The sequence below is a fragment of the Thermomonospora catenispora genome (assembly GCF_006363815.1).
Taxonomy (GTDB): Bacteria; Actinomycetota; Actinomycetes; order Streptosporangiales; family Streptosporangiaceae; genus Thermomonospora; species Thermomonospora catenispora.
On the sequence record NZ_RRYT01000002.1, the window covers coordinates 185,255 to 207,489 of the forward strand.

Here is a 22,235-nt window from a genome sequence, read left to right on the forward strand (position 1 = left end):
TTGACGCAACCCTGTCCTTTTGTGGAGCCGGGCATGGCCGGCGTTGGCCCGGGGGTGAATCCGAGTGAGATTCGGTCAGGTGGTACCACTGAGCAATCCGAGGGTGATTACCTGAGGACGGGGGAGTCGTCTCCCCGGACCAGTCGCTGCGACATGAGGAGATCGGATGTCGGAACTTCGCTTCGACGGGCGGGTGGCGGTCGTCACCGGTGCAGGGCACGGGCTCGGCCGGCGACACGCGCTGGAACTGGCCGCGCGCGGGGCCAAGGTCGTGGTGAACGACCTGGGCGGTGACCGCTCCGGCGCCGGGGCGTCGGCCGGTCCGGCCCAGCAGGTCGTCGACGAGATCGTGGGCAACGGCGGGGAGGCGGTGGCCAGCCCCGACAACGTGGCCACCCCCGAGGGCGCGCAGGCCATCGTGCAGGCCGCGCTGGATCGCTTCGGCAAGATCGACATCGTCGTCAACAACGCCGGCATCCTGCGCGACAAGTCGTTCAAGAACATGACCGTGGAGGAGTGGGACGCGGTCATCGCGGTGCACCTGCGCGGCTCGTTCCTGGTCACCAGCGCGGCGTGGCCGCACCTGCGCGAGCAGGGGTACGGCCGGATCGTCAACACCTCCTCCCCGGCCGGGCTGTTCGGCAACTTCGGCCAGGCCAACTACTCCACCGCCAAGATGGGCCTGGTCGGGTTCACCAAGACGCTGGCCCACGAGGGCGCCAAGTACAACATCAAGGCCAACGCCATCGCCCCGGTGGCCTGGACCCGGATGACCGAGGACCTGCTGCCCGCCGACTTCGCCGAGGTGCTCAGCGTGGACAAGGTGACCCCGCTGGTGGCCTACCTGGTGCACGAGAGCAACGAGGCCAGCGGCGAGGTCTACACCGTCGGCGGCGGCCGGATCGCGAAGGTCTTCGTGGCCGAGGGGCCGGGCTGGATGAGCAAGGACGGCTTCACCGTCGAGGACGTGGCCGCCAACTGGGAGCAGATCAACGCACAGGACCCCTACACCCTCCCGCGCAACGTGGGCGACCAGATGGCTCCGCTGATCGCGGGTCTGCAGTAGGCGGACGCCATGGCGAGCGACACCGACGAGCGGGTGCTGCTCGACCGGCGAGAGGGGATCTTGGTCATCACCCTGAACCGGCCGGAGCGGCTGAACGCGGTCACCGCCGACGTCAGCGAGCTGATGCTGGACGTCCTCAACGGGCTGATGCGCGACTCGCGGACCCACGTGGTGGTGCTGACCGGCGCCGGTCGCGGATTCTGCTCGGGGATGGACATCTCCGGCGACGACGCGATCGCCGCCGGCGCGTCGTCGGAGGGCCGCCCGCAGGCCCTCTACCGGGGCATCGCCCTGAGCGGCGAGGTCACCGCCCGGCTGCGCGAGATCCCGCAGCCGGTGATCGGAGCGCTGCACGGGCCGGTCGCCGGGATGGGGGCGTCCTGGGCGCTGGCCTGCGACCTGCGGGTGGCCGACCCGACCACCACGCTGGTGCTGCCGTTCACCAATCTGGGCCTGTCCGGCGGGGACTGCGGGCTGTCGTGGCTGCTGCCCCGCCTGGTGGGCCCGACGAAGGCGGCCGACCTGCTGTACCGCTCCCAGCGGCTGTCCTTTGAGCAGATCCGCGAGCTGGGGCTGGTCACCGAGGAGGCCGACCGGGGCGGGGACCTGGACCGCGCCCTGGAGCTGGCCGACGAGCTGCTGCAACGGTCCCCGTACGGTCTGCGGCGCACCAAGGAGCTGCTCAACGCCTCGCTGGACGCCCCCGGCCTCCGGCAGCAGCTCCTCGCCGAGACCGGTGTCCAGACGCTGGCGTTCTTCACTCAGGACCTGGCCGAGGGGATGACCGCCGCGCTGGAACGACGCCCTCCGCGGTTCGCCAATCGGTAGACGTCCGCGGGGCGGCCCCGCGGCCCCCTTTCCGGCCCGTTCCCGGCACGCTCGTGCCGGTCCGCCCGCGCCGCCCGGCGGACCGGCACGGCGGCGGGACCGGCCCGCCCGCGCGTCGTGCTCGTGACCCGCCGAGGCCGGCCCGTCGGCACGGGCCGGCGTGAACGGACGTGAAGGAGTGCGGGCGGGGGTCTGCGCCCTTCTTTGTTCTCTCAGTGGAGAAAGTTCCGACGATCTGAAGGAAAGGTCTTCTCAAACCGGGCGAAAGTAGGTACGTTCGCGCCAACAGCCCCCACGGCCGGGCCCCGGCGGCCCAGGAGGGAACGGCGTGATGCGGACGACGGCGCGGCCCGAGAACCGGCATCAGGCGCGACTGCTGCGGCTGCTCCGCGACGAAGGTCCCCGCTCCCGCGCCGAACTGGGGGACATCGTCCGGCTCTCCCGGTCCAAGCTGGCCATGGAGCTCAACCGGCTGATCGAGCTGCGACTGGTGGAGCCCGCCGGGCTGGCCGCCTCTCGGGGCGGACGCCGCTCCTCGGTGGTGCGGCTGTCCCCGCGGCTGCGGTTCGTGGGGTTCGACATCGGCGCCACCTCCATCGACGTCGCGGTCACCAACGGCGAACTGGAGATCCTCGGGCACCTCTCCGAGCCCTGCGACGTGCGGCTCGGCGCCACCGCCGTGCTGGAGCGGGCGCTGGAGCTGCTCGGCAAGCTCCGGCAGGAGGGGCTGCTGCCGGAGGTGCACGGAGCGGGGATCGGGGTGCCCGGACCGGTCAGCTTCCGCGACGGCATGCCGGTGGCGCCGCCGATCATGCCCGGCTGGGACCGGTTCCCCGTGCGCGACGTCATCGCCCAGGAACTGGGCTGCCCGGTGCTGGTGGACAACGACGTCAACATCATGGCGCTGGGCGAGCTGCACGGCGGCGTGGCCCGCTCGGTGCGCGACTTCCTGCTGGTCAAGATCGGCACCGGCATCGGCTGCGGCATCGTCGTGGACGGCGCCATCTACCGCGGCGTGTCGGGCAGCGCCGGCGACATCGGGCACATCCGGGTCGACGACGACGGCCCGTTGTGCGCCTGCGGCAACACCGGCTGCCTGGAGGCGTACTTCGGCGGCGCGGCGCTGGCCCGGGACGCGCTGGCGGCGGCGCGCGCCGGACGCTCGGCGGCGCTGGCCCGGCGGCTGGCCGAGGCCGGGACCGTCACCGCCGCCGACGTGGCCGCCGCGGCCTCCTCCGGCGACCCGGTGGCGATCGGGATGATCCGCGAGGGCGGCCGCCGGGTCGGCCAGGTGCTGGCCGGGCTGGTCAGCTTCTTCAATCCGGGGCTGATCATCATCGCCGGCGGGGTGGCCAGGCTCGGCCACACGCTGCTGGCGGAGGTGCGCAGCGTCGTCTACCGCCGTTCGCCCCCGCTGGCGACCGGCAACCTGCCCATCGTGCTGTCGGAACTCGGGGATCACGCCGGGGTCATCGGGGCGACCCGGCTCATCAGCGACCACGTCTTCTCACCCGCCTGACACCCCTCGACCCCCGGGCGGCCCCGCCGTCCGGGGCCGCTCCTCCGCCCGGTCTCATCCGGGCGGCCCCCAGGAGGACCCATGAGTCCACCCGATCCGCCCCCGCTGCTGCACATGCGCGGGATCGTCAAACAGTTCCCGGGCGTGCGCGCCCTGGACGGCGTCGACCTGCAGGTGCGCCGCGGCGAGGTGCACTGCCTGCTCGGCCAGAACGGCGCCGGCAAGTCCACGCTGATCAAGGTGCTGTCCGGAGCGCACCGGCCGGACGCCGGCGAGATCCTCATCGACGGCCGGCCCGTCCGGCTGCCCACCCCCGACGCGGCGATGAAGGCCGGGATCGCCACCATCTACCAGGAACTCGACCTGGTGGACGGACTGTCGGTCGCCGAGAACCTGTTCCTCGGACACGAGCGAGCCCGCTGCGGCTTCCTCCGGCGCGCCGAGACCGACCGGGCGGCCCGCGACCTGCTGACCCGTCTCGGCCATCCGGAGATCTCCCCGACCTGCGAGGCGGGGCGGCTGTCCCCGGCGGAGCAGCAGGTGGTCAGCATGGCCCGCGCGCTCACCCGCAACGCCCGGGTGCTGGTGATGGACGAGCCGTCCGCCGCGCTCGCCCACGACGAGGTGGACAACCTGTTCCGGATCATCCGGGAGATGACCGCCGCGGGGGTCGCGGTCATCTACATCTCGCACCGGCTGGAGGAGATCCGCCGGATCGGCGACCGGGTCACCGTCCTCAAGGACGGTCGCACGGCGGCGGCCGGGCTGCCCGCCGACGACACCCCCACCGAGCGGCTGATCTCCCTGATGACCGGCAGGGACGTGGAGTACGTCTTCCCGCCGCGGCCCGCGCGGCCCGCCGACGGCCCCGAGGTGCTGCGGGTGGAGGGCCTGACCCTGCCGGGCCGGTTCGCCGACATCTCCTTCTCCGTCCGAGCGGGGGAGATCGTCGGGCTGGCCGGGCTGGTCGGCGCGGGCCGCTCGGAGATCCTGGAGACGATCTACGGCCGGCGCCGCCCCTCCTCCGGGCGGGTGCTGCTGGAGGGGCGCCCGGTCCGGCCCGGCAGCACCGAGACGGCGGTGCGGCTCGGGATGGGACTGGCCCCCGAGGAGCGCAAGAGCCAGGCGCTGCTGCTGGACCAGTCCGTCACCGCCAACATCACCCTGGCCGCTCTGCCCCGGTACGCCTCGGCGGGCTGGCTGGACCGCCGCCGCGAGCGGGCCGCCGCCCTGGAGCAGATCGCCGCCCTGGACATCCGCCCCGCCGACCCGCGACGCCCGGTCCGCACCCTCTCCGGCGGCAACCAGCAGAAGGTCGTGCTGGCCCGCTGGCTGGTCCAGGGCCGCCGGCTGCTGCTGCTGGACGAGCCCACCCGCGGCGTGGACGTGGGCGCCCGGGCCGAGCTGTACGCGCTGATCCGGCGGCTGGCCGACGACGGCGTCGCGGTGCTGCTGGTGTCCAGCGAGGTCCCCGAGGTGCTCGGGCTGGCCGACCGGGTGCTGGTGATCCGCGAGGGCCGGCTGGTGCACCAGGCCCCGGCCGTCGAGCTCGACGAACACCGCGTGCTGAATCTGATCATGGAAGGGAGCGCCGCGTGACCTCCGCAGGATCGGACCGCTCCCGGGAGACCCCGGTGAAGGACGTGAGCGGGCGACCGGCCGGTGAGGCGGTCACCGCCTCCGCCCGGCCCCGGCCGCCCCGGTTCCTCCGGCCGCCGGTCGTGCCGTCCGGTGTCGGCGCGGCCGGACGGCACGCCGGGCTGGCGACGGCGTTGCTGCTGCTGGTGCTAGTCGGGCTGATCACCAAGCCGGACCACTTCGCCACCTCGAGCAACATCGTCTCGATCCTGTCGCTGGCCGCCACCATCGGGGTGATCACGGTCGGCATGACGTTCGTGATCATCGGCGGCGGGATCGACCTGTCGGTGGGCGCGGTGATGGCGCTGGCCTCGGTGTGGGCGACCACGGTGGCCACCCAGTCGCACGGGCCGGCGATGATGGCGGTCTGCGCCGTCCTGGTCGGCACCGGGGCGGGTCTGATCAACGGACTGCTGATCGCCTACGGCCGGATGGTGCCGTTCATCGCCACCCTGGCCATGCTGGTCGCCGCGCGCGGGCTGGCACAGCGCATCTCCGACCGCCGCACCCAGCTCATCCGCCCGGAGAACAACGCCATCGAGGCGCTGTCCACCACCCGGGTGCTGGGGCTGCCGCTGCTGGTCTACCTGTTCGCGGCGGTGGTGGTGGTCGGCTGGCTGGTGCTCAACCGCACCACCTTCGGCCGGCGCACCTTCGCGGTCGGCGGCAACCCCGAGGCCGCCCGGCTGGCCGGGATCGACGTGCGACGGCACACCCTGCTGCTGTACACGCTGTCGGGGCTGTGCTGCGGGATCGCCGCGATCATCATCATGGCCCGCACCACCACCGGCTCCTCCACCCACGGCGACCTGTACGAGCTCGACGCCATCGCGGCGGTGATCATCGGCGGCACGCTGCTGTCCGGCGGACGCGGCACGCTGGTCGGCTCCATCCTGGGACTGCTGATCTTCACCGTGATCACCAACCTGTTCATCCTCAACGGCCTGGACACCAGCGACCAGCTCATCGCCAAGGGAGTGATCATCGTCATCGCCGTGCTGCTGCAGCGGCGCGGCCTGCGCACCGCCGCGGTCACCTAGCGCCGGCCGCCCGGCGCCGGTCCCCCCCCCGAGGGGCGCGTCACGCCGCTCCCGCCGCGTCTTCCGCAACGTCTTCCGCAACGTCTTCCCGAACGTCCCCCGACCACCCCCGACGCAGGGAGAACGCCCATGACCGACACCAGCAGACGAGGGTTCCTGCTCGCCGGATCGCTCGCCGGGGCGGGCCTGGTCGCCGCCGCCTGCACCGGCAACGCCGAGGACGGCGGCACCGGCGGACAGAACGTCTCCACCGGAGGCGACAACGACAAGCCCGGCAGGCAGGTCACCATCGGCTTCTCGGCCCCCGCCGCGGACCACGGCTGGATCGCCGCCATCGCCAAGAACGCCGAGGCCCAGGCCAAGCAGTACTCCGATGTGAAGCTGCAGGCCGTGGAACCCACCAACGACATCAACCAGCAGATCTCCGCCGTCGAGTCGCTGATCGCGCAGAAGGTGGACGTGCTGGTCATCCTGCCCAACGACGGCGAGCAGCTGAACCAGGTGGCGCGCAAGGCGATGGACGCCGGGATCCCGGTGGTCAACCTGGACCGGGTCTTCCCCGACAAGCTGTCGTACCGGACCTGGATCGGCGGCGACAACTACGGCATGGGCGTGGCCGCCGGGCACTACATCGGCCGCCGGCTCAAGGAGAAGGGCGTCGACGACCCGGTGATCGTGGAGATCCAGGGCATCGCCACGCTGCCGCTGACCCAGGAGCGCAGCAAGGGGTTCGAGGACGCGCTGCGCACCTACGGCTTCCGGGTCACCGCCCGGCAGGACGCCAAGTTCACCGTGGAGAGCGGCAACCAGGTGGCCGGCAACCTGCTCCAGGCCCACCGCAAGATCGACGCGCTGTGGAACCACGACGACGACCAGGGCGTCGGCGTGCTGGCCGCCGTCAAGCAGGCCGGTCGCGACGAGTTCTTCATGGTCGGCGGGGCCGGCTCGGCCAACGCCATGCGGGAGATCAAGGCGGGCGGCGTGCTGGAGGCCACCGTCACCTACAGCCCCACCATGGCGTCCTCCGCCATCAAGATCGCCCGATTGATCGCACAAGGGAAGGGGATGGCCGATCTCGTGGAGAAACAGGTACCGCAATCCATCACACTGGCGTCGGAGACCGTCACCCGGCAGAACGTCGACCAGTACCTCCCGCTGGGGTTCGAGTCTTGAGCGGGCAGGACAGGCCCGTGCTCGGCGTCGGGATGGTCGGGCACGCGTTCATGGGCCGGGTGCACTCCCAGGCGTGGCGCAGCGTGCGCGCCTTCTTCGACGTGCCCTGCACGCCGGTCATGGCGGCGGTGGCGGGCCGGTCCCCGGAGCGGGTCCGCGCGGCCGCCGAACGGCTCGGCTGGGCGTCGGCGGAGACCGACTGGCGGGCGCTGCTGCGGCGCGACGACATCGACCTGATCGACATCTGCACCCCCGGCGACACCCATGCCGAGATTGCCATCGCCGCCCTCGAGGCCGGCAAGCACGTCCTGTGCGAGAAACCGCTGGCCAACACGGTCGCCGAGGCCGAGGCGATGGCGGCGGCGGCCGAGCGGGCGGCGGCCCGCGGCGTGCGGGCCATGGTGGCGTTCAACTACCGGCGGGTCCCGGCGGTCGCGCTGGCCCGCCGACTGGTCGCCGAGGGACGGCTGGGCGCGATCCGCCACATCCGCGCCCAGTACCTGCAGGACTGGCTGGTCGACCCCGAGCACCCCCTCACCTGGCGGCTGCGACGGGACAAGGCCGGCTCCGGGGCGCTCGGCGACATCGGCGCGCACATCATCGACACCGCCCAGTTCATCACCGGTGAGCGGATCACCGGGGTGACGGCGCTGACGGAGACGTTCGTGCGCGAACGCCCCGACGGCGACGGCGGGCGCGGACCGGTGACGGTGGACGATGCGGCGTTGTTCCTGGCCCGCACCACCGGCGGGGCGCTCGCCTCGTTCGAGGCGACCCGGTTCGCCACGGGCCGCAAGAACGCGCTGCGCATCGAGATCAACGGCTCCGAGGGCAGCGTGGCGTTCGACTTCGAGGCCATGAACGAGCTGTGGTTCCACGACGCCACGCTCGACGACGCCGAGGGCGGCTTCCGCCGGATCCTGGCCACCGAGGCCGACCACCCGTACGCGGGCGCCTGGTGGCCCCCCGGCCACCTGCTCGGCTACGAGCACACGTTCACCCATGAGATCGCCGACCTGCTGTCGGCCATCGCCGCGGGCGCCGATCCGGAGCCGTCGTTCGCCGACGGCCTCCAGGTCCAGCGGGTCCTGGCGGCCGTCGAGGCCAGCGCGGCCTCAGGCGGCGGCTGGACCCCCGTCCCATGAGCCGCGACGGAGAGCACCGGTGGACGGACACGCGATCGACCGGCACGGGCCGCCGGGCGGCGCCGAGGCCGCCGCCCGGCACGGCCCCGCCGACCGGATACCGCCTGAGGCCATCGGCATCCAGCTCTACACGGTGCGCACCGCGCTGGCCGCCGATCCGGAGGGCACGCTCGCGGCGCTGGCCGCCATCGGTTACCGCAGGGTCGAGACGGCCGGGACGCACGGGCGCACCGCCGCCGACTTCCGCGCCGCCCTCGACCGGCACGGCCTGCGGGCCGCCTCCGGCCATGTGAGAGCGGACGGCGACTGGTCGCGGGCGGTCGAGGAGGCCTGTGCGCTGGGCCACCGCTTCATGGTGGTGCCGTGGGCCTCCCACGACACCGCCGACGCCTGGAGGCGACTGGCCGATGAGCTGAACACCGCCGGGGAGCTGGCCGCGGCCTCGGGGCTGCGGCTCGGCTACCACAACCACGCGCACGAGTTCCGGCCGCTGCCGACCGGGGAGACGCCGTGGGACATCCTCCTCGCCCGCACCGACCCCCGCCTCGTCCACTTCGAACTGGACCTGTACTGGGCGGTCGCCGGCGGGCGCGACCCGGCGGCGCTCATCCGCGCCCATCCCGGCCGGATCCCGCAGTACCACGTCAAGGACCGGGCCGCCGACGGGTCGTTCGCCGACCCCGGCGCCGGGACCATCGACTTCCCGCGGATCTTCGCGCACTCCCCGGCTGCGGGGGCCGTGGAGTACATCGTCGAGCACGACCGGCCGGACGCGCCGCTCCGGGCCGCCCGGGCCGGGTACGCGTACCTGCGCGCCCTGCGCATTCCCCGCCGCTGATCCCGTCATCCACGCACGACAAGGAGCGTCATGGCGCGACCGATCACCTTGTTCACCGGACAGTGGGCCGACCTGCCGTTCGAGGAGGTCTGCCGGCTGGCGTCCGAATGGGGCTACGACGGCCTGGAGATCGCCTGCTGGGGCGATCACTTCGAGGTCGACAAGGCGCTGGCGGACGAGTCCTACGTCGCCCGCAAGCGCGCCGTCCTCGACGAGCACGGCCTGAAGGTCTGGGCGATCTCCAATCATCTCGTCGGCCAGGCGGTCTGCGACCACCCCATCGACGAGCGGCACAAGGCCATCCTGCCGGAGCGGGTCTGGGGCGACGGCGAGCCGGAGGGGGTGCGGCGGCGGGCCGCCGAGGAGATGAAGGACACCGCCCGCGCCGCGGCCAAGCTGGGCGTGGACACCGTCGTCGGCTTCACCGGCTCGTCGATCTGGCACACCGTGGCGATGTTCCCGCCGACCCCGCCCGACATGATCGACCGCGGGTACGCCGACTTCGCCGACCGGTGGAACCCGATCCTGGACGTCTTCGACGAGGTCGGGGTCCGGTTCGCGCTGGAGGTGCACCCCACCGAGATCGCCTACGACTACCACACGACGGTGCGGGCCCTGGAGGCCATCGGACACCGTCCCGCCTTCGGCCTCAACTGGGATCCCAGCCACATGGTCTGGCAGGAGATCGACCCGGTGGGCTTCCTGCTGGACTTCGCCGACCGGATCTATCACGTGGACTGCAAGGACGCCAAGGTCCGCTGCGGGGACGGCCGCCGCGGCCGGCTGTCGTCCCATCTGCCGTGGGCCGATCCGCGCCGCGGCTGGGACTTCGTCTCCACCGGCCACGGCGACGTCCCCTGGGAGGACTGCTTCCGCGCGCTGAACGCCATCGGCTACACCGGCCCCATCTCCATCGAGTGGGAGGACGCCGGGATGGACCGCCTCATCGGAGCCCCCGAGGCGCTTCAGTTCGTCCGTCGTCTCGCCGCGATCGAACCTCCCGCGCGGTCCTTCGACGCCGCCTTCGGGGACTGATCGGCGGGCGCGGTCCCGCGTCGGGACGAGGGCCGGCGCGGGGCCTGCGTCCCGACGGAGGGAGGCGCCACGGTCGGCCGGCGCCCAGGGCATGGGCTCCGGCCGACCGGCACGCCGGTCGGCACGGACGTCGACCGTGCGGCGATCGCGGCGAGGGCGCCCGTGCGCCGGATGCGAGGCCGCCCGCGGCGGTCAGCGCTGCTGGTCGGCGAACGCCTTCTCGAGGGCCTCGACGTAGCGGAGGGCGATGAGCTGGGCCAGGACCGGGTGGTCGCCCAGCGGGGCGGCGATGCCCGCCCCCATGTCGGCGGCGAGCTTGGACAGGGCCGCCAGATGGGCGGGGTCGGCCTCGGGGCCGATCACGCAGGGGGCGTAGGCGACGTGGGTGGCCCCGGCTTCGCGCAGACGGGCGGCGGCCTCGGCGGGGCTCACCGCGCCGGAGCCGCCGTCGAGGGCGGCGGCGGTGGCGGGGACGGCCAGGCGGGAGGCCAGCAGCACGGCGCTGACCTCGGCGTCCTGGACGGCGGCCGGACCGCCCGGGACGGCGATCACCACACCGCCGGCCATGGTGACCATGGTCATCATCCGGACCCGGTCGGCGCGCGCCAACCCGGCTTCGGCGAGCCGTTCATGCAGTGCCTGGGCGATCAGCGGGTGCGGCCCCAGCGGTTCGGCGATCAGCGCGGGCACCCCGGAGGCGGCCACCGTCTCGTGCAGCGCGCGCTGGATCTGCGGGACGGGGCCGGGCAGCAGCGGCACCACCACGGCCGGAGGCATGTCCGGGGCCCGTTCGGCGGTCTCCGCGGTCGCCAGGGCGTCGCTCAGCGCGTACTGCGAACCCTCCAGATATCCCAGGACCACCGGCCGCTCGGTGTGGGCGTGCTCGGTCAGCAGGGCGAGCGCGCCCGCCACCCCGGCCGATCCGGAGGCGTCGGGGGCGTACGCGCCCGGCACCGCCAGGATGAGCGGGGGAGCGTCCGGGGGGAGTGCGAAGGACTCGGCACCGCGATGCCGTCCACCGCGGCGCGGCCGGCGCCGCCGGGCCGGGAGGCCCTCGGGGCCTGTGTTGTCGAGAGGCGCTTCGCTGTCAGGGTTCACGGCCGGAATCGTAACGGTGCAGGGATGCCTCATTCCCTGCTTGTGGGAGTTATGTAGTAAATAATCCGATTTTGTGACTCTTGTTACGGTCATGGTGACGTGCGGTCACAGTGCCGACTGTAACGCCCTGACAACATTGTCCACTCGGGTGCCGAGGATGATCCATGACGGCGGGTGCGGACGTAGTAAGCTCCCGGAACCCCCGTACCGACATCAATCGGGAGGGTCCCCGTCATGATGGGTCACGAGGTGTGATGGCCTCCGACGCCACGCCGGCCAGAACCCAGTCGATCCGCACCAAGATCGTCATCCTCCTGGCCATCCCGTTGCTCGCCCTGGTGTGCCTCTGGGCGGGGGCGACCGTCGCCGCTTTCGGACCCGCCCGGGAGCTGTACCACTCGCGCGAGTTCAGCGACAAGCTCGCCCGACCGGCGCTCGACCTGGTGGACGCCCTCCAACACGAACGGCGCATGTCGATGGCCCTGCTGGGGAACCGGTCGCTGGACTCCTCCGGCCTGGACGCGCAGCGGGCCAAGACCGACCAGGCGCGCCGGGTGTTCCGCGACAACAGCGCCGACGGGGGACTGCGCGGCGGCATCAACCCCACCGTGCGGCGGCGGATGGACGCGATGGTCGCCCGGCTGAGCGAACTGGACGCGCTGCGCCGGCTGATCGACCAGCGGGGGACCTCCCGTGACCGGGTGCTGGAGGACTACTCCGCCCTGATCGACGGGATCGTCGACATCTTCAAGGCGGTGACCGTCGCCAACGGCGAGGTCGCCCGGGGCTTCAACACCGTGCTGCGGATCAGCCTGATCCGTGAGCTGTACACCCGCCAGGACGCGCTGGTCACCGGGGTGCTGTCGGCGGGCCGGTGGACCTCCGCGGAGATGGACGCCTTCAAACGGCTCAACGGCGCCAAGGAGCTCGTGATCTCCGACACCGTGGGGACCCTGGACCCCAAGGACCGCAGCGCCTACGAGGCGTTCCTGACCAGCCCGGACTACGCCCGGGTGGAGCGGCTGGAGCAGCAGCTGCTCAGCGCCGACGCGACCGAGCGGCGACTGCCGATCGACCAGGGCACCTGGCGCACCGCGTCGGAGGCCGCCATCACCAGGCTCTCTGAGCTGGAGCTGCGCATCACCGACAACACCGTCGACCGGTCCGCGGGGATCGCGCTGCGCATCTACGGCCGGCTGGCCGCCGCGGGCGGCCTGGGCCTGCTGGCCGTCGTCGCCGCCACCGCGGTCGCCTGGCGGGTCGCCCGCCGGGTGATCGGCGAGAGCCGTCGGGTCTCCCGCTCGGTGACCGCCTTCACCGACGAGTACCTGCCCACGCTGACCGGGAGGATCCGGCGCGGCGAGCCGATCGACCCCGACGTCCGGCTGCCCCGGCAGGACCTGCAGGTCACCGAGATCGCCCGGATCAACGAGGCGTTCGTGGCCGCCGCCCGCGCGGTGGTGGGGGCCGCCGCCCGGGAGAGCCGGACCCGGCAGGCGGTCAACGAGGTGTTCGTGACGCTGGCCCGCCGCAACCAGGCGCTGGTGCACCGCCAGCTCAGCCTGCTGGACGCGATGGAGCGGCGCACCGAGGACCCCGACGAGCTGGCCGACCTGTTCCGCCTGGACCACCTGGCCACCCGCATGCGGCGGCACGCCGAGGGTCTGGTCATCCTGGCCGGCAAGACCGCCGGGCGGACCTGGCGCTCCCCGGTGCCGCTGGTGGACGTGGTGCGCGGCGCGGTCGCCGAGGTCGAGGACTACACCCGGGTCACCGTGCTGTCCATGCCGGCCGCCGCGCTGGCCGGCAACGCGGTCGCCGACACCATCCACCTGCTGGCCGAGCTGATCGAGAACGCCACCCTGTTCTCCCCGCCCGGGTCCCCGGTGCGGATCACCGGCCAGCTGGTGCCGAACGGCTTCGTGGTGGAGATCGAGGACCGCGGGCTCGGGCTCAAGGCCGAGACGCTGGAGGAGCTGAACCGCCGGCTGGCCGAGCCGCCCGAGTTCGACCTGTCGGATCTGGGCCGGCTCGGCCTGTTCGTGGTGGCGCGGCTGGCCGACCGGCACGACATCAAGGTGTCGCTGCGGCCCTCGCCGTACGGCGGCACCACCGCCATCGTGCTGGTGCCCGCCGACCTGATCGTGGAGTCGCCGTCCGGCGGACTGCCGCCCGCCGAACTGCGCGCCCAGCTGCCCGGCTCCCGGCCGACGCGGGCGTCGGCCTCCGCCGAGGCGCCGTCGGCGTCCACCGGGCCGCAGCGGGCGGTGCGGACGGTGACGCCGGTGCGGATCGCCGAGCCGGAGGAGGAGCCCGCACGCCTCCGCGAGGACGACGACCCGCGCCCCGACGTCCCGGCCGAACTGCCCCGGCGACGCTCCGCCCGCCGCACCGCGCCCGAGCGGAGCGAGGGCGCGGGTGCCGGTTCGTCGGGGGGTGCGGGGGGTCGTCCCCCCGCGGGCGGCGGTGTGCCCGAGCGGAGCGAGGGCGCGGGTGCGCGTTCCGCCGAAGGACCGGGGATCCGCCGTCTCGACGGCGGGGAGGCGCCGGAGAACGGGGAGGGCCCCGCCGGGCGCGCGCGTCTCGAGGAGTCCTCCGCCGGCGGGGAGGCGTCGAGGCAAGACGGGAACGCCGCGGCGTCGCCCGAGGGAGCGGATGCGGCGGACGGCGCAGGCGGTCGGGAGAGGAAGGCACGGGTGGGCGCGCACCGCGCGCCGGTGGAGATGACGCCCGACGGGTTGCCTCGTCGGCGCCGACAGAAGAACCTGGCGCCCCGGCTGCGGGATGAGACCGGGCCTCAGCCGGCGGTCTCGGGAGGCATGCGGCAGGCGGCCGAGCTCGACGAGGAGAGGCTCGCCGCCGTGCGCGCCAGGATGGCCGCCATGCAGCGAGGCTGGCAGCGTGGACGAGCCGAGGCCGAAGAGGGCCAGGGGACACGGGAGGATGATCAATGACGGACGTCGCGAACTCCGGCGGTGAACTGAACTGGCTGCTGGACAATCTCGTCGACAACGTGGCCCAGGTGCGCCACGCGGTGGTGCTGTCCAACGACGGGCTGCGGATCGCCTCCTCGCGCGGGCTGGAGCGGGAGGACGCCGAGCGGTTGGCCGCGGTGGCCGCCAGCTTCCAGAGCCTGTCTCGGGGCGCCGGCCAGGAGTTCGGCGGCGGCGCTCCCCGGCAGACCATCGTGGAGATGGAGTCGGCGTTCCTGTTCGTCACCGCGGCGGGGCAGGGCGCCGCGCTGGCCGTGCTGGCCGACGCGGACGCCGACGTCGGTGTGATCGCCTATGAGATGGCCATGCTGGTGACCCGGGTGGGCAGGCACTTGTCGGCCAACCCGCGTGCGGCCATGGCGGAGCATCATGCATGACGACACCGAACCACCGCACCGCGACGGCAGGCGCGACGCCGAGTGGCTCGATCACGAGTCGGGCCCGGTGGTGCGCCCGTATGCGCTGACCGGCGGGCGCACCAAGCCCACGGCCAGCGACTTCGACTTGATCGCCATCATTGAGACCGTCGACGTCCCCGGGGAGGCCGGGGACGGACACGGCGAGCGCCTACCGCTCTCGCCTGAACACCTCACCATCTGCGAACTGTGCCGCACGCCGCTGTCGGTGGCGGAGGTCGCCTCCGAGCTGGATCTCGCCCTCGGCGTGGTCCGGGTGCTGCTCGGCGACCTGCTCGATCGTGGCCTGATCCGGGTACGCCGCCCGGCTCCGGTCGCACAGTTCCCCAACGAGCGCGTACTCAAGGAAGTGATCGATGGACTCCATGCGCTCTGACCCCGCCGGCTCCGTGTCGGGCGCGGTGGGCGATCCGCGCGAGTCGTCCCTGGCGGTCAAGATCCTGATCGCCGGGGGGTTTGGCGTTGGCAAGACCACCCTGGTGGGCGCGGTCAGCGAGATCCGGCCGCTGCGCACCGAGGCGATGCTCACCGAGAAGAGCATCGGCGTGGACGACACGGCCATGGTGGCGGGGAAGACCACGACCACGGTCGCCATGGACTTCGGTCGCATCACCCTGCCCACCGGCCTGGTGCTGTACCTGTTCGGCACCCCGGGCCAGGATCGCTTCTGGTTCATGTGGGACGAGCTGGCGCAGGGCGCGCTGGGCGCGGTGGTGCTGGTCGACACCCGCCGGCTGGCCGACTGCTTCGCCTCGGTGGACTACTTCGAGCGCCGCGGGCTGCCGTTCATCGTGGCGGTCAACCACTTCGAGGGCGCCAAGATGTACGCCCCCGAGCAGATCCGCGCCGCCCTCGACCTGGAGGACGACGTCCCGGTGATCATCACCGACGTGCGCACCCGGGAGGCGGCCAAGCAGGTTTTGATCACGCTGGTCGAGCACGTCCTGATGGCGACCTCTCGCCGGCGCTGACCGGGTCGGGCGGGCCTTCGTCACGTGACGGAGGCCCGCCCGACGCGTTCGGGGCGGACGCCGTCGGACCCGGGCGCAGGGGACGGCGGCGTCGCGGCCGGGACCGAAGGGCGTGCCCGGCCGATCGGGGCGTCGCCGGGACCGCCCGGCCCGCCGACCGCCGGCGGACGAGACGGCCGCCCCTTCGTCGCCGTTCTTCTGCACCGTGTGCCTCTGCACCGTGCGGACCGCGCATGCCGCGGCGGTTCTCCTCGGGTCTCCCCGTGGTCTCCTCGGGACGGGAGGCGGCGCGTCCGGCGACGCCGGATGCGGGGGCGCAGGCCCGGCGGGGCTCTTCCGCGTCGACGCGGGCGTCCGCGGTGCGGCGGTGTCGTGGTGACCGGACGCCCGGGCCGGTGCGCGCACGCGTCGCCGGGACGGCGTCCTCTTCCCGTCCTTCCCCGCGCGGCCCGAGCGCGCCGCGTCGCCCGTGATCGGGAGACCGAGCGTGGCGGGGCGTGCGCGCCCGGTGGGGCGGGGCGGGCGACCGCGCAAAACAAGATCGTTCTTTTCGCGGACCGGTGGGCGGTGAGGCCGGGGCTGCGCCACGATGGTGTGCGCGCGAAGGTCCGGGCGTTCGCGGACGCCGACCGCCTGTTGGGGGACCGGGGCGCGTTCTCCGTAGGAGGGGGAGCAAGGTGACGGCTACTTCGGAGGACAGCCCGACCGAGCCGTTCCCGCGGATCGAGGCCGCGGCGCCGGCCGAGCCGCGGCGGAACGGCGGGCGCCGGGCCCGTCTGGGGGGAGCGCCGGAGGGGGGAGGCCCGGCGGGCGGCGCCTCGCCGTGGCAGCGTTCCCACGCCGTGTGGCACCGGGCGGGGGTGGACTGGGTGCACACGGTCGTGACCGCTCCGCAGCTCGAACCCATCGTGGGCGCGCAGGTCCCGCAGGATCTCCAGGAGGCGGGGGCGGCGGAGGCCCCGCCGGCCGCCCAGGACCCGCGGTCGTTCCGCGGGGAGGCGTCTTCCCCGCCCCCGCAGACCGCTCCGGCGGCCGCCGCGGCGGCCCGGACCCCTGCGGTCCGGCCGCCGAAGATCGGGGCGCTGCCGCCGCCGCGCCGCGACCCCGCCTGGCCGCGCCCGGTGCTGTCGGCCGCGGCGGTGGCCGTCGTGGTGACGGCCGGGGCCGTGGGCTTCGCGGCGCTCGGCGGCGGGAAGGAGTCCGCCGCGCGGCCGGCGCAGCGCTTCGCGGCGGTGTCGGCGGACCGGTGGTTCGCCGTGGATCCGGCGGCGGCCGACGGGCTGGACCAGCGTCTCACCGCGGTGGCCGGGGAGAAGGGGACGGTGATCGCGGCCGGCGGGGAGACCGGCGGCCCGGACCGGGGCCGGTTCCTGGTGTCCGTCGACGCCGGGCGCACCTGGCGGACGGCGCGCGTCCGGGACGCCGACGGGGCCGAGCCGCCGCCGGGGGAGATCCCGCACCGACTGGCCGGGGGCGCGGGCCGGTGGCTGGCCGTCGGCGGCCCCGTCGGGCCGCAGCCGAGGGAGGCCTCCCAGACCGTGGTGTGGACCAGCTCCGACGGCCTGACCTGGACCCGGCGCGGCGGGCTGTTCGCGCCGGGGGACCAGGTGCTGGGGATCGCCCGCACCGCCGCCGGGTTCACGGCCGTGGGCACCACGGGCACCGGCGGGGGGACCCGGGGGGTGTTGTGGACCAGTGCGGACGGGGCCGCCTGGCGGCGGGTCGACCGGCCCGCCCTGGGCGGGGAGGTCCGCCGGCTGGACGGGATCGCCGCGTTCGGCGGGATCACGGTGGTGCACGGCGCGATCCGCACCAAGGTCACCGAGACCGAGCGGCGGGGCGGCCGGAAGCGGCGCACGACCCGGACCGTGGAGGAGACCGGTCACTGGGTCTCCGGCGACGGCGGCCGCACCTGGAGCCCGGTGCGCCCGGGGCAGGCCCAGGGGTCCTTCGGCGGCCTGACCGGTCTGACCGGCGGCCCGAACGGGCTGTTCGCCGTACGCGAGGCCAAGCGCACCACCGGGCCGCGGAAGCGGCGCACCACCGAACGGTACGCGGTGGTGTGGCATTCGCCGGACGGGCGGCGCTGGACCCCGGTCGGGCAGGTGCGCACCGACGGCTACAAACGGCTGGAGCGGCTGGCCGGCTCACCGGACGGACTGGCCGCGCTGGTCGATGCGGGCAAGGGAAAGAAGGCCGTGCTGACCAGTGCGGACGGTCGTTCCTGGCGGCGTGTCGGCGAGGTGACCGGGGCCGAGGTCGCCGGGCTGGCCGCGGTCGGCGGCGGCGCGGTCGTGGCCGGCCGGCGCGGCCCCGATCCGTATCTGGCGACCTCCGGCGGGGAGGTGCGGCTGGCCTCGGTGCCCGGGGCGATCCGCCCCGAGCGGGCGGTCCACGCGCTGGCCGCCGGTCCCCGCCTGGTGGCGGTCGGCAGCGCCAACGGGCGGATCGCCGCCTGGACCTCGGCGGACGGCCGGAACTGGACCCGGGGCTCGATGCCGGAGAGCGACCCGCAGCCCCGGCGGCGCCTGACGGACGTGGTGCACGGGCCCGCGGGCTGGCTGGCGGTGGGCCGCAGCGGCGAGGACGTCCCGGTGATCGTCGTCTCCGGCGACGGGGCGGTGTGGACGAAGGGTCCGGCGCCGGCGGGCAAGGGCCATCCGCTGGCGGCCGCGCACGGGCCGGGCGGATATGTGGCGGTGGGCCGCGACGGCCGCTGGGCCGCGGCCTGGCATTCCGCCGATCTGAAGGGCTGGAAGCGCGGCTCCGGCATGGGGGAGGGCCGTATGCACGACGTGGCGGTCGCCTCCGGCGGGTACGTCGCGGTCGGGGCGCGTTCGGCCCCCGATCGGCCGGCGGCCTGGACCTCGGCGGACGGCGGGAAGTGGCGTCATACGGCGGTGCCGTTGCCGTCCGGCCTCGCCTCCGGGTCGCTGCACCGGGTCGCCGCCCGGGGCGCTCTGGTGGTGGCGCTCGGGACGGGCCTGGCGGAGGGCTCGCCGCAGCCGCGGCCGTTCGCCGCGGTGTCCGCCGACGGCGGCCGGACCTGGCAGGCGGGATGGCTGCCCGACGCCGGGGCGGGCGCCGCGCTGACCGACGTGACCGCGACGGCGCGCGGATTCGTCGTGGCGGGGAGCGCCGGGAGGCCGGGGGCGCGCGACGTGCTGGTGTGGACGACGACGGACGGCCGCTCCTGGCGGCGGGTGCCGGCGAGCGGCACCGGCCTGGACGGGGCGGGCGACCAGTGGCTGACCGCGCTGGCCGCGACCTCCGGCGAGCTGCTGGCCGTGGGCGTGACCGGCGACCATCGGGGCGAGACCCCCACGTTCTGGCGGAGGCCGTTGCCGTGAGCGAGATTCCGGAGTCGTTCCCGCGGGTGGAGCTGGGGCATTGGCCGACCCCGCTGGAGCGCTGCGATCGGCTGTCGGAGGAGCTCGGCGGACCGCGCATCTGGATCAAACGCGACGACTGCACCGGCCTGGCCGCCGGCGGCAACAAGACCCGCAAGCTGGAGTACCTGCTGGGGCGTGCGGTCGCCGAGGGGCATCGGACGGTGGTGACCTATGGCGCGGTGCAGTCCAATCACGCCCGGCAGACCGCCGCCGCCTGCGCCCGGCTGGGGCTGCGCTGCGAGCTGTTGCTGACCCGGTCGGTGCCGCGCTCGGACGAGCTGTACGAGACCTCCGGGAACGTGCTGCTGGACGAGCTGCTCGGCGCGCGGGTGCGGATCGTCGACGACGCCGATCAGATCGCCCGGGCGCTGGAGGAGATCGGCCCCGCCTATCAGATCCCGCCCGGCGGCTCCGACGAGATCGGCGCGCTCGGCTATGTGCGCGCCGCCGCCGAGCTCGCGGAGCAGGCGGCGCGCCTCTCCGTGCGTTTCGACCGCATCGTGGTGGCGGCCAGCACCGCCGGGACGGCCGCCGGATTGTGCGTCGGCGCGGCGCTGGCCGGGCTGGAGGCGCGGCTGGAGGCGATCGCCGTGTACGAGCCCGCCGACCGTACCCGGGAGCGGATCGAGGAACTGGTCGCCGCCACCTCGCGGCTGCTGGGCGCGGATCCGCCCGCGGGCGGCCGCGAGGTGCACGGCGACTGGCTGGGGCCGGGGTACGGGATCCCGACCGAGGAGATGGTCGAGGCAGTGCGGCTGCTGGCGCGGACCGAGGGGATCGTGCTGGACCCGGTCTACACGGGCAAGGCCGCCGCGGGTCTGCTCGGCCTGATCCGTTCCGGCCGCCTGTCGGGGGACGAGAACGTGCTGTTCTGGCACACCGGCGGTCTGCCGGGGCTGTTCGTCCACCCGGACGTGTTCACCGGGCGAGGCGTTCGGTCAGCGTGACCGGAGGACGCCCCGGGCGAGGCTGAGCGCGGCGCGGAGGATCGTCAACGCTCCGTCGGCGAAGGTGCAGCCGCAGTTGTCGGGGCAGCCGGGGGTGCCGATCATGCTTGGACTCCTTCCGGTACCGGTTCCGGTGCATCTGGTAGGCACCGTAGGACCGGTTCGCCCGGGCGGCCATCCCCTCGCCGGGTACACGGCGCTGTCCGCGAGGTGAGCGGAGGGGGACGGTCTCCGCCTCGGCGGGGCGGTCAGCTCGGGCGCAGCCGGACCAGGGCGGGGTCGTGGTCGCTGACCCGCTCGGCGTATTCGGCGTTCATGTGGACGATCTCCACCTCGTGCGGGCGGCGGGCCAGCGCGGGGGTGACCAGGATGTGATCGGTGGCCTCGGCGTTCCCGTTCGTGATCGTGGTGTAGCGGCGGTCCTCGGGCAGCTCGGCCACCAGGTCGCGCAGCCCGGTCCCCCTGGTGAGGGTGCGCAGGGCGGGGGAGCGGTCGCCGGCGTTGAGGCCGCCGGCCACGATCACCCGGGCGTCCGGCTGGACGGCGCGCAGCGACGTGACGAAGCGGGCCACGACGCGGGCCTGCGCGGCGTGGGCGGACTCGCTGGGCCGGCGCGGCGGTCGGCGGCGCACGTAGTCGGCGTCGTCGGCGCCGCGCTCCGTCCAGTGGTTGCCCACGACCAGCAGCCGCCGCCCTCGCCAGAGGAACTCGCCCGCCAGCGGCTTGCGCACCGCCCGCCAGGCCGGATCGGTCGGGGCGACCCGGCCGGGGCTGACCGACAGCCCCACCTCCCGGGGGCCGACCCGGATCGGCTCGACGGGCGTCGTGGCGGTGCCGCCGGGCCGGTCCACGAACGTCAACCCCCGGTCGGTGCGGAACAGGAACCCGATCCGGCCGTTGCCGCCGGGCTCGCCGCCGTCCGCCCCGTCCCGGGGGTCGATGGACCGCCAGTCGTAGGAGGGGCCGCCCGCCGCCGAGATCGCCGCCACCAGCTGGGCGACGGTCTGGTCGGCGGCCACCGTGCCGTCGTCCTCGGCGCCGCTGTTGTCCTGCAGCCCGGTCACCACCAGCAGGTCGGGCGCGGCCAGGCCGGTCACGATCTGGTGGGCGATCGCGGTGAACCGTTCCGCGGGATCGCCGGGGTCCAGGTCGCGCAGCGCATAGGTGGCCACCGCGACCTCGTCGGGCCGTTGCGGGGCGGCCCGGCCGGGCGGCCGGGACTCGTCGCTGACCGGCGGCACCGAGGTCACCAACAGCTTGTAGTCGCCGAAGCTGTAGTCCAGCACGCCCACCGTGCGGCCCGGCAGCCGGTCGCCGGCGTCCATGGCGGGCAACGGCAGCAGGGTGTCGTCGAGGATGACGCGTTCGGGGTTGTCGTCGCCGGGCCGGGCCAGGATGCCGCCGCGGTGGGTGCGCGGCCCCGCCCCCGCCCCGCCGGCGGGCAGCACGGGGATCTCGCCGTAGTCGGAGCGGGGACCGGTGGCGACCGCGTCGTCCACGGCCACCCGCATGCCCTCCAGCGACTCGTAGAAGTCCAGCCCGTCGGCGTCGGGCCGGTATCTGCCGGAGGTCTCCACGTCGCCGCGCGCATCGTCGTCGATCACCCTGCCGGGCGCGCGGCGTCCCTTCGGCCCGAGCACGACGGGGTCGGGCAGCGGCACCCCGTGCCGGATCGTCGTCGTCGCGGTGGCCTCGATCTCGGTGCGCGACAGGTTGGGCGAGTCGGGCCCGCCGGGGCGGAACTCGCCCACCACCCCGCTCACCCGCACCTCGTCGCCCACCGTGACGGTGGGCCGGGTGCGGGTGAACACGTAGATCCCCTCGGAGGTGGCCGGATCGCGGTCGGGCCGGGTGCTCTGCATCCAGAAGCCGTTCTCGGTGGTCGCGGTCACCACGCCGGGGACTCCCCGCACCCGTTCGCCCAACAGCGGGGAGACGTGCGCCCTCCCCTGGATGTCGTGCACCTGTCGGACGGGCGCGGCGTCCGCCGCCGGAACGCCCGCCGCGCCCACGGCGCAGCACGTCGCGACGGCCAGCGGCACGCCGGTGAGAGCACGCAGGAACGTCACCGAATGACCTCAGCCCACGTCGTCGAATCCCGACTTCCCACGGAGAATGGTGACATGAGGTTGTATG

General features: G+C 74.1%; 17 protein-coding genes. 15 read left to right on the top strand and 2 right to left on the bottom strand.

What is annotated here, in order from left to right; all coding sequences use genetic code 11:
* The first annotated feature begins 166 nt into the window (after nucleotides 1-166).
* From EIO00_RS02655 to EIO00_RS02695, 9 genes are all read left to right on the top strand, one after another.
* Nucleotides 167-1,066, top strand: a complete 900-nt coding sequence (locus tag EIO00_RS02655) for an SDR family oxidoreductase (protein WP_140175274.1) — start codon at nucleotides 167-169, stop codon at nucleotides 1,064-1,066.
* A gap of 9 nt (nucleotides 1,067-1,075) precedes the next feature.
* Nucleotides 1,076-1,894 (top strand): enoyl-CoA hydratase/isomerase family protein, encoded by an 819-nt coding sequence (locus EIO00_RS02660; RefSeq protein WP_140175275.1) that lies wholly within the window; start codon nucleotides 1,076-1,078, stop codon nucleotides 1,892-1,894.
* A 331-nt stretch (nucleotides 1,895-2,225) separates the two neighbouring features.
* Nucleotides 2,226-3,413 (top strand): ROK family transcriptional regulator, encoded by a 1,188-nt coding sequence (locus tag EIO00_RS02665; RefSeq protein ID WP_140175276.1) that lies wholly within the window; start codon nucleotides 2,226-2,228, stop codon nucleotides 3,411-3,413.
* 81 nt (nucleotides 3,414-3,494) lie between these two features.
* Nucleotides 3,495-5,012 (top strand): sugar ABC transporter ATP-binding protein, encoded by a 1,518-nt coding sequence (locus EIO00_RS02670; RefSeq protein WP_140175277.1) that lies wholly within the window; start codon nucleotides 3,495-3,497, stop codon nucleotides 5,010-5,012.
* Complete coding sequence (locus tag EIO00_RS02675; protein ID WP_241661065.1) at nucleotides 5,009-6,091, top strand: ABC transporter permease; 1,083 nt, start codon at nucleotides 5,009-5,011, stop codon at nucleotides 6,089-6,091. Before EIO00_RS02670 ends, EIO00_RS02675 begins: the two co-directional genes overlap by 4 nt.
* 129 nt (nucleotides 6,092-6,220) lie before the next feature.
* On the top strand, nucleotides 6,221-7,264 hold the full coding sequence (locus tag EIO00_RS02680; RefSeq protein ID WP_140175278.1) for an ABC transporter substrate-binding protein: 1,044 nt from the start codon (nucleotides 6,221-6,223) through the stop codon (nucleotides 7,262-7,264).
* Nucleotides 7,261-8,409: a Gfo/Idh/MocA family protein gene (locus EIO00_RS02685; RefSeq protein ID WP_241661066.1), complete on the top strand. Its 1,149-nt coding sequence runs from the start codon at nucleotides 7,261-7,263 to the stop codon at nucleotides 8,407-8,409. Before EIO00_RS02680 ends, EIO00_RS02685 begins: the two co-directional genes overlap by 4 nt.
* Before the next feature lie 19 nt (nucleotides 8,410-8,428).
* Nucleotides 8,429-9,247, top strand: a complete 819-nt coding sequence (locus EIO00_RS02690) for a sugar phosphate isomerase/epimerase family protein (RefSeq protein ID WP_206664014.1) — start codon at nucleotides 8,429-8,431, stop codon at nucleotides 9,245-9,247.
* A gap of 30 nt (nucleotides 9,248-9,277) precedes the next feature.
* Nucleotides 9,278-10,282, top strand: a complete 1,005-nt coding sequence (locus tag EIO00_RS02695; RefSeq protein ID WP_140175279.1) for a sugar phosphate isomerase/epimerase family protein — start codon at nucleotides 9,278-9,280, stop codon at nucleotides 10,280-10,282.
* 192 nt (nucleotides 10,283-10,474) lie between these two features.
* Here the strand turns inward: EIO00_RS02695 and EIO00_RS02700 are convergent, their stop codons facing one another.
* Complete coding sequence (locus EIO00_RS02700) at nucleotides 10,475-11,236, bottom strand: sirohydrochlorin chelatase (RefSeq protein ID WP_241661067.1); 762 nt, start codon at nucleotides 11,234-11,236, stop codon at nucleotides 10,475-10,477.
* A gap of 398 nt (nucleotides 11,237-11,634) precedes the next feature.
* Between EIO00_RS02700 and EIO00_RS02705 the strand changes: the two genes are divergently transcribed.
* The 6 genes from EIO00_RS02705 (at nucleotide 11,635) to EIO00_RS02725 (ending at nucleotide 20,099) form a co-directional block, all read left to right on the top strand.
* Complete coding sequence (locus tag EIO00_RS02705; protein ID WP_161602630.1) at nucleotides 11,635-14,334, top strand: sensor histidine kinase; 2,700 nt, start codon at nucleotides 11,635-11,637, stop codon at nucleotides 14,332-14,334.
* Nucleotides 14,331-14,750, top strand: a complete 420-nt coding sequence (locus EIO00_RS02710; protein WP_140175282.1) for a roadblock/LC7 domain-containing protein — start codon at nucleotides 14,331-14,333, stop codon at nucleotides 14,748-14,750. The genes EIO00_RS02705 and EIO00_RS02710 overlap by 4 nt, the downstream gene beginning before the upstream one ends.
* Nucleotides 14,743-15,165 (top strand): DUF742 domain-containing protein, encoded by a 423-nt coding sequence (locus tag EIO00_RS02715; RefSeq protein ID WP_140175283.1) that lies wholly within the window; start codon nucleotides 14,743-14,745, stop codon nucleotides 15,163-15,165. Before EIO00_RS02710 ends, EIO00_RS02715 begins: the two co-directional genes overlap by 8 nt.
* Nucleotides 15,146-15,760, top strand: a complete 615-nt coding sequence (locus tag EIO00_RS02720; RefSeq protein ID WP_175596103.1) for a GTP-binding protein — start codon at nucleotides 15,146-15,148, stop codon at nucleotides 15,758-15,760. Before EIO00_RS02715 ends, EIO00_RS02720 begins: the two co-directional genes overlap by 20 nt.
* 677 nt (nucleotides 15,761-16,437) lie before the next feature.
* Nucleotides 16,438-19,110 (top strand): sialidase family protein, encoded by a 2,673-nt coding sequence (locus tag EIO00_RS24950; RefSeq protein ID WP_241661068.1) that lies wholly within the window; start codon nucleotides 16,438-16,440, stop codon nucleotides 19,108-19,110.
* Entirely contained in the window at nucleotides 19,107-20,099 is a 993-nt protein-coding gene (locus tag EIO00_RS02725; protein ID WP_241661069.1) for a D-cysteine desulfhydrase family protein, read from the top strand. The genes EIO00_RS24950 and EIO00_RS02725 overlap by 4 nt, the downstream gene beginning before the upstream one ends.
* A 248-nt stretch (nucleotides 20,100-20,347) precedes the next feature.
* On the opposite strand, the gene EIO00_RS02730 is transcribed toward EIO00_RS02725, so the two are convergent.
* Entirely contained in the window at nucleotides 20,348-22,168 is a 1,821-nt protein-coding gene (locus tag EIO00_RS02730) for an endonuclease/exonuclease/phosphatase family protein (protein WP_241661070.1), read from the bottom strand.
* Nucleotides 22,169-22,235: the final 67 nt, after the last annotated feature.